This window comes from Stenotrophomonas pictorum JCM 9942, from assembly GCF_001310775.1.
GTDB lineage: Bacteria > Pseudomonadota > Gammaproteobacteria > Xanthomonadales > Xanthomonadaceae > Stenotrophomonas > Stenotrophomonas pictorum.
In genome coordinates this window covers 1-5972 of record NZ_BAZI01000170.1, presented here as the reverse complement: position 1 = coordinate 5972, position 5972 = coordinate 1, and the positions used below count along the sequence as shown (strand labels likewise).

Annotated in this window: 6 protein-coding genes and 2 pseudogenes; 3 read left to right on the top strand and 5 right to left on the bottom strand. The window is 66.6% G+C overall.

Going from position 1 to position 5972, the window contains the following annotated elements; genetic code table 11:
• The 3 genes and pseudogenes from JCM9942_RS09740 to JCM9942_RS09730 form a co-directional block, all read left to right on the top strand.
• Positions 1-461, top strand: a pseudogene (locus tag JCM9942_RS09740) (DNA primase); the annotation flags it as partial.
• Between the two features lie 21 nt (positions 462-482).
• Entirely contained in the window at positions 483-974 is a 492-nt protein-coding gene (locus tag JCM9942_RS09735; RefSeq protein ID WP_054659333.1) for a protein tyrosine phosphatase family protein, read from the top strand.
• 53 nt (positions 975-1027) lie between these two features.
• Positions 1028-2001, top strand: a pseudogene (locus JCM9942_RS09730) (bile acid:sodium symporter family protein).
• A gap of 34 nt (positions 2002-2035) precedes the next feature.
• Here the strand turns inward: JCM9942_RS09730 and JCM9942_RS09725 are convergent.
• From JCM9942_RS09725 to JCM9942_RS09705, 5 genes are all read right to left on the bottom strand, one after another.
• Positions 2036-2845: a hypothetical protein gene (locus JCM9942_RS09725; RefSeq protein ID WP_054659331.1), complete on the bottom strand. Its 810-nt coding sequence runs from the start codon at positions 2843-2845 to the stop codon at positions 2036-2038.
• A gap of 154 nt (positions 2846-2999) precedes the next feature.
• Positions 3000-3893 (bottom strand): heme o synthase, encoded by an 894-nt coding sequence (gene cyoE / locus JCM9942_RS09720; protein ID WP_054659329.1) that lies wholly within the window; start codon positions 3891-3893, stop codon positions 3000-3002.
• Positions 3894-3897: 4 nt separating this feature from the next.
• On the bottom strand, positions 3898-5061 hold the full coding sequence (locus tag JCM9942_RS09715; protein WP_054659327.1) for a COX15/CtaA family protein: 1164 nt from the start codon (positions 5059-5061) through the stop codon (positions 3898-3900).
• Between the two features lie 10 nt (positions 5062-5071).
• Positions 5072-5647, bottom strand: coding sequence for a hypothetical protein (locus tag JCM9942_RS09710; RefSeq protein WP_083468491.1), 576 nt, complete (start codon positions 5645-5647; stop codon positions 5072-5074).
• 26 nt (positions 5648-5673) lie between these two features.
• On the bottom strand, positions 5674-5972 hold a 299-nt coding region (locus tag JCM9942_RS09705; protein ID WP_304941134.1), incomplete at its 5' end, for an SURF1 family cytochrome oxidase biogenesis protein.

Sequence of the window (5972 nt, the reverse complement as noted above, 5' to 3'; positions counted from 1 at the left end):
TGCCCGCCGCCCCGCGTCCTGCCGCGCGCAACACGGTGCCGGTGCAGAAGCGCAGCCTGGTGCGCGCGGCCATCGCGATCCTGCTGCAGCAACCCTCGCTGGCGATGAATCTGGAAGGCCACCACGCCTTTGCCGGCCTGCGCCTGCCCGGCATCGAGCTGCTGCTGGAGCTGCTGGAGCTGGTGCAGCAACGCCCGGACATCAGCACCGGTGCGCTGCTGGAGCACTTCAACGACCGTGAGGAGCAGGCCGCCCTGCACAAGCTGGCGGCACAGGTGTTGCCCGGCGATGAGGCCAGCTGGGGGCAGGAACTGCAGGACGCGGTGATCCAGCTGGAAAAGCAGCTGCTGCAGCAGCGGCTGGATGAACTGCAGGCCAAGCAGCGCCAGCAGGGGCTGGACGACACCGACAAATACGAACTGCGCGAACTGCTAAAAACCCGCGCCAGCCTGCGCCTCTGACATCGGCAAGGAAACATCTGCATGCACATCCACCGCCTGCCATTGCTGCTTACGCTGATGCTCTGCGTCAGCGCTTTCGCCGCTGACACGCCCCTGCATCAGCCGCGCCCGGACCTGATCACCGCCGGCCAACCCAGCGCGCAGCAGCTGCGTGAGGCGGCCGCAACCGGCGTCACCACGGTCATCGACCTGCGCGGGCCGGAGGAGGATCGCGGCTATGACGAAGCCGCCCTGGCGGCCCAGCTGGGACTGCGCTACGTGCGCCTGCCGATCAGCGGCGCGACCGACATCACCGAAGCCAACGCGCGCACGCTCGATCGCCTGCTCAAGCAGGGCGACGGCAAGACCCTGCTGCATTGTGCGTCGGCCAATCGCGCCGGCGCGCTGCTGGCGCTGATCGAGGCCCGCACCCATGGCGCCTCCATCGATGACGCCCTCCAGCGCGGCCGTGCGGCCGGCCTGACCTCGCTGGCACCGGTCGTACGCACCACGCTGGAGACGCCCACGCCCTGAGCGGGCGCGCCATTCATCCACCTGATCATCCACCTGAAAGGAGGCTCTTGCCGATGATGCACTGGTGGTCGCGCCTGCGACCGGACAACTTCACCCTTGCCCTGCTGGCCACGGTCGCGCTTGCCACTGTCGCACCGATGACCGGCGCCGCAGCCACCGGGCTGGACCACCTCACCGATCTGGCCATCGCGGCGCTGTTTTTCCTGCATGGCGCGCGCCTGCCACGTGAATCCATCCTCGCCGGGATGCTGCACTGGCGCCTGCATCTGGTCATCCTGGGCTGCACCTTCCTGCTGTTTCCACTGCTCGGGCTGGCGTTCAAGCCCCTGGCCGGCTGGGCGCTCACACCGGAACTGTTTATCGGCGTGCTGTTCCTGTGCGCGCTGCCGTCCACCGTGCAGTCCTCGATCGCCTTCACCTCGATGGCCGGCGGCAATGTGCCGGCGGCGGTATGCGCAGCCTCGCTGTCGAGCATCCTCGGCGTGTTCCTCACCCCCTTGCTGATGACCCTGCTCACCGGCGCCGAAGGCGGCATCGCCAATCCGCTGCACGCCGTGGGCATGATCATGCTGCAGCTGCTGGTGCCGTTCGTCACCGGCCATCTGCTGCGACCATGGATCGCCGGCTGGGTGGAGAAACAGCGCGCGTTGCTGCGCTACACCGACCAGGGCACGGTCTTGCTGGTGGTGTATGCCGCCTTCGGCGAATCGGTCAACGAGGGGCTGTGGCACAAGACGCCGGCGCTGTCCCTGCTGACTGCCGCGCTGGTCTCGGTGGTGCTGCTGGCCATCGCCATGCCCGGCATCACCTGGCTGTCACGGCGCCTGGGCTTCAGCCGTTACGACGAGATCCCCATCGTGTTCTGCGGTTCGAAGAAGAGCCTGGCCACCGGCGTGCCGATCGCCAAGGTGCTGTTCGCCGGCGGCAGCTCGGCGCGATCGTGCTGCCGATCATGATCTACCACCAGCTGCAGCTGATCGTCTGCGCGCTGATCGCGCAGCGCTACGCCAGACAGAACGGGCAGTAGCGGCCGGGGACGACGTCCGCGCGTCCCCGCGGTCTCATTTCAGCAACCGTCCTACGCTCAACTCCGGCATCCACACCCACAGATCGTACTGGCGGCCGGGTTCGGTACTCACGCGCAGCTCCCGGCCAGGTCTATCGCGCAGCGGCAACGATTTGCAGGTATCCGGCAGACATCCCCAGATACTGCCTTTGCGCGCGTCCAGCCGCACGCTGTACAGATCCAGATCGGCCAGCGTGGTGGCCAGCGGCCGCAACTGCATATCCGGTGGTGCGTCTGCCGGGCGCTGGCGCATGGCATGCACATTGCCGGTGAGTACCAGCATCCGCGCATTTCCCGGCATGCGCGCATAAACCTGCCGGAGTCTGGCCGCCATGGCGTCATCGCGGACCTGGTTGCCGCGCGTGCTGACCACAAGGTCATAGCCGATCACCTGCACCGCACGGCCTTGCACCCGCAGCGCGCGCACCGCTTCGATCAGCTCCAGCATGTCGTGGCTCCGCCGACCGTCGTGGCGGTCGCCGATCACGCTCCAGTAGCGCCCTGAGCGCAGGGCTGTCATCGCATCGGCATCACCTTCGGAAGCGAGATAGGCCGCCAACGCCGCGTCCTCGCTGCGCGGCAGTTCCAGCGCCAGCACCACCGGCGTGCCATCGCGGCTGTAGTCATCGACCAGCTGCCGTACCAGCAATGGCGTCTCGCGCGTACCGTGATATTCACCCAGTACCAGCAGCCGATGCTCGCCGGCGTGCTGGCGTATCTGCATGGCGGTTTCATCGGCGCGCGCCGTCGTGACCAGCCCCGCGGTCAACAGCAGCGCGGCCATCACGCGGGTCCAGAGCTGCATCCGTGCGTCCTTCGTTCCATCAAGGGTCGAAGAAGCGATGGCGGTTGCGCCAGCCAAATTCAAGGCATGGCCAGGCCGCATGTGCCCCCAACCGATGCTGACGTGCCGTTCAGCGGTCAGAAACAGCCGAACGATACGTGGCGCATCAGCGGGATCACAGCCACGGCAGCAGCCAGTGATCGACCAGCAGGAAAGCGAACAGCGCCATCAGGTAGACGATGGAGTAGCCGAACATCTTCATGTTGAACATCTCATCCGGCGGGTTCTGCATCTTCCATGCGTACCACAGGAACACCAGGTTCAACACGGTGGCACCGCCCAGGTAGAACATGCCGCTCATGCCGATGGCCACCGGCAGCAGGGTCACCACCGCCAGCACCACCGAGTACACCAGGATCTGCCTGCGCGTGTGCGGCACGCCGTGGGTGACCGGCAGCATCGGCACATCGGCCTTGGCGTAGTCGGCGCGACGGAAGATCGCCAGCGCCCAGAAGTGCGGCGGGGTCCAGATGAAGATGATCAGCACCAGCAGCAGGGCATGGGCCCAGTCGGAACTGCCCTGCATGCCGGTGATCGCCGCCCAGCCCAGCAGCGGCGGGGTGGCGCCGGCCAGGCCGCCGATGACGATGTTCTGCGAGGTCGCCCGCTTCAGATACACGGTGTAGATCACCGCATAGCCGATCAGCGAGGCGAAGGTCAGCACCGCGGTGATCACGTTCACCCACAGCACCAGGATGGTCATCGACAACGCGGTGAGCGCACCGGCGAACACCAGCACCTGGCGCGGCGAGACCTTGCCCACCACCAGCGGGCGCCACGAGGTGCGCGCCATCTGCGCATCGATACGCGCATCCAGCAACTGGTTGATCGCCGCCGCCGCGGCCGCCGCCAGCCAGATGCCCAGGAAACCCAGCGCGCCGGACAGCACCTGTTCGATGGTCGGCAACGCCGGGACCGCCAGGAACATGCCCACCAGCGCGGTGAACACGATCAGGGCCACCACCTTGGGCTTGGTCAGATCCCAGTAATCGCGCCAGGTTGTAGTCATGCCATCACTCCGGCGCGCGCAGCCGCGCCAGCAGCGTGACCAGTACGAACAACAAGGCGACCGCACCACCGTTGTGCATCACCGCCACCGTCAGCGGCAACGACAGCTTGACGTTGAGAATACCCAGCGTGACCTGCAGCACGATCAGCGCGCCCAGCGTGGTCGCCCAGCCGCGCATGCCCGGCAGGCGGAACAGCCGCACCGACAGCACCAACAGGTACAGCGCCACCACCACAGCCATCATCCGGTGCGCCATCTGGATGGCGATACGCGAGGCGCCGTCGAGCACGCCGCCTTCGTAGTCCACGCCGATGCCACGCCACAGGGTGAAACCTTCGCTGTAGTTCTGCTGCGGCCACCATTGGCTGACGCAGCGCGGAAAATTGTCCAGCGAGGCACTGCCGCCGCCACAGGCCAGCGCCGCGTAATTGGCACTGACCCAACCGCCAAGCGCGATCTGCAGCGCCACCAGCACCACCGCCGCGCGCAGCCACCAGCGCAGGCGCGGCGCCTCGGCCAGCGTGATCGGCAGGTGGGTGGCTTTCCACGCCATCCATACCAGCATGCCGAACATCAGCATGCCGCCCAGCAGGTGGCCCATCACCACGATCGGCTTGAGCAGCCAGGTGACCGTCCACATGCCCAGCAGCGCCTGGAATACCACCACCGCCAGGGTCAGTACCGCCGCGCGGGCCAGATCGATGTTGGACCAGCGCAGCGCCGCCAGCAGCAGAATCGCTTCACCGCCGATGGCCAGGATGCTGGAAGCCACATGTTCGCCGCGCATATACAGCGGTATCGCCAACGCCACCAGCGCCGAAGCGGTGATGATCTGCGCGAGGCCGCGCTTGCGCCGGCGTGCCGCCAGCAGCGCCAGGGTCAACACTTCCACGCCCAGCAGACCGGCCAGGAAGCGGTGCACCTGCTCAAGCCATGCCTTGTGGGTTTCCAGCGGACGGATCTCGCTGGCCACGTGCTGGGCCGCTTCCATCTGTGTCTGCGGCCAGGTGACGCGGCCATAGCAGGTCGGCCAGTCCGGGCAACTCAGGCCGGCATCGGACAGCCGCACGAACGAGCCGAACATGATGGTGCTGGCGGTCATGATCAGCGCGAACCACGCCAGGCGGTGGAAATTGCGGTACAGCGCCGGACGCGCGGAGGCATTCATCGAACGGGACTCACATCAGTTTCAACAGCTTGGATAGATCAGCCCGCAATCCACCCGGCTCAAAACCCGGCGCATAGCGGAGTACCACAAAGCCATTGGGATCAATCACATACACCGGGATACCGGCCGGGTCATCGACCCCCGGCAGTTTGGCCCGGAACGCAGGCTGGGGCTGCAGCACTTTCAGTGCCGGAGTGGCTGCCACCTGCTCCGGCGGCGTGCCCAGCCACAGTATCTCGACATTATCGGCGTTATGGCCGAACAACTGCCACACCTTGTCCAACTGCTGCGACAAAGTGACGCAGGCCGGGGCGCAGCCACGGGGAGGGGCCAGCAGGATGCGCCAATGGCGCTGGCCCGGATTCCATTCATAGGCAGTGCCGTCGACCAGCTGCAGGCGCTCGCTGCGCAGATCCAGCGCCGGTTGCAGCATCTGCCCATGATGGCGGTTGATCTGCGGGGTCCAGCCGGAAAAGCGCAGGATCCCGGCCAGTGCCATCGAACCGAAGAACATCGCAAAAATCAGCAACAGCACGCGGCGACCACGATTGCGTATGGCGAGCTGGTCGGGGGTCAGAGCATTCATGCCGGGCATCTTCCATGTGAGGGGGTTCAGCGCCTGCGCGCCAGACGCCGACGCACATGCAACAGCGTGGCGATCAGCAGCACCGTCAGCGCCATGGCGAACCATTGCACCGCATAGCCGAGGTGACGCGAGGGCGGCAAGGTGTTGGGCAGCAGGTCCAGATCCCGCGCATAGCCCAGCGGCAGCGCCGGATCCAGCCGCAGCACCCGCGGCGCGAGCGGCACCTGCTCCAATCCCAGCTGGGCGGCAATGGCGGGCAGATCGATACGGGTAGCCAGCCAGGTCTGCGGCTGCGTCGCCGGCACCAGGGCTGGCCCCAGTGCGA